This is a genomic window from Citrobacter sp. R-1.5.2 (genome assembly GCF_035064245.1).
GTDB lineage: Bacteria > Pseudomonadota > Gammaproteobacteria > Enterobacterales > Enterobacteriaceae > Citrobacter.
Window position 1 is genome coordinate 2,409 of record NZ_JASEYC010000050.1, and the last position, 1,175, is coordinate 3,583.

The window sequence follows — 1,175 nt, forward strand, 5'->3', positions numbered from 1 at the left end:
AGTAGTGTTCCCCTGTCGGTTTGGTTGGGGTCGATGCCCCACTTTGGGCGCGGCGTTGGGCGCCGCAAGATGAAAGCTCTGTGTGAAGGCTTGGATATTAAGACCTTGGATGATTTCAATGCCATCACCGAAGAGCAGATCGTTAGCGTCGACAAATTCAGCTACAAAACTGCCGCAAAAGTGCTTGCAGGTATGGCTGAACATGCCGAGCTATTCAACAAGATTCAATCAATCATCGGGTTCAAACAGCAGGTCACTTCGGGGGATCGTTTTACCGGTGAGAAGATCGTGATCACCGGTTTTCGTGACGCGGCCTTGGAGAAGCTGATTGAAGCTGAGGGTGGTGAAGTGCAATCATCAGTCTCGTCGAAGACCACCATGGTGATCGCGGCATCCACTTCCGGATCTTCCGGCAAATTGAAGAAAGTGCACGATCTCAACAACAGCGGAAAGGCAAATATCAAACTGATTGATCTGGCCACCTTCCGTAAGCAATATCTGGAACAACCAGCATCGACTGGTTTGGAGTTTTAATGAGTCACCCACAACTTGAGCTAATAGTCGCTGTGGATTCTAAGTTGGGATTCGGGAAAGGCGGCAAGATTCCATGGAAATGCAAAGAAGACATGGCGCGATTTACGCGGATTTCTAAAGAGATCCGCGTGTGCGTTATGGGGAAACACACGTATACTGACATGCGTGACATGCAGTTAGAAAAGGATGGCGCCGAGGAGCGAATCAAGGAGAAAGGAATTCTCCCCGAACGCGAATCGTTCGTGATCTCCTCGACGTTAAAACAAGAAGATGTCATAGGCGCTACTGTCGTTCCTGATCTTCGTGCTGTGATCAACCTGTATGAGAATACCGATCAACGCATTGCTGTCATTGGTGGGGAGAAGTTGTACATTCAAGCTCTTTCATCAGCAACGAAACTGCACATGACCATAATTCCAAGAGAGTTCGACTGTGATCGATTTATTCCTGTTGATCCGATCCAGAACAATTTTCACATTGATTCCAGTGCCAGCGAGACTGTGGAGGCAACCGTTGATGAGACTCAAGAGCGCATTCACTTTGCTACTTACGTGCGTAACAATCAGTAACGCGCTGGCAGTGGAAGAACAAGAACCAGAAACGAAGCAGACGGTGTTGGCCGTCTGCTTCGAAACATCATT

General features: G+C 48.4%; 2 protein-coding genes. Both read left to right on the top strand.

Features of this window, described 5'->3' with window-relative positions; genetic code table 11:
• The coding region (locus tag QMN38_RS26355) for a BRCT domain-containing protein (protein WP_223802069.1) at positions 1 to 534 on the top strand (534 nt) is incomplete at its 5' end.
• Positions 534 to 1,103, top strand: coding sequence for a trimethoprim-resistant dihydrofolate reductase DfrA19 (gene dfrA19 / locus QMN38_RS26360; RefSeq protein ID WP_000019304.1), 570 nt, complete (start codon positions 534 to 536; stop codon positions 1,101 to 1,103). The genes QMN38_RS26355 and dfrA19, both read left to right, overlap by 1 nt.
• The last annotated feature ends 72 nt before the right edge of the window (positions 1,104 to 1,175 follow it).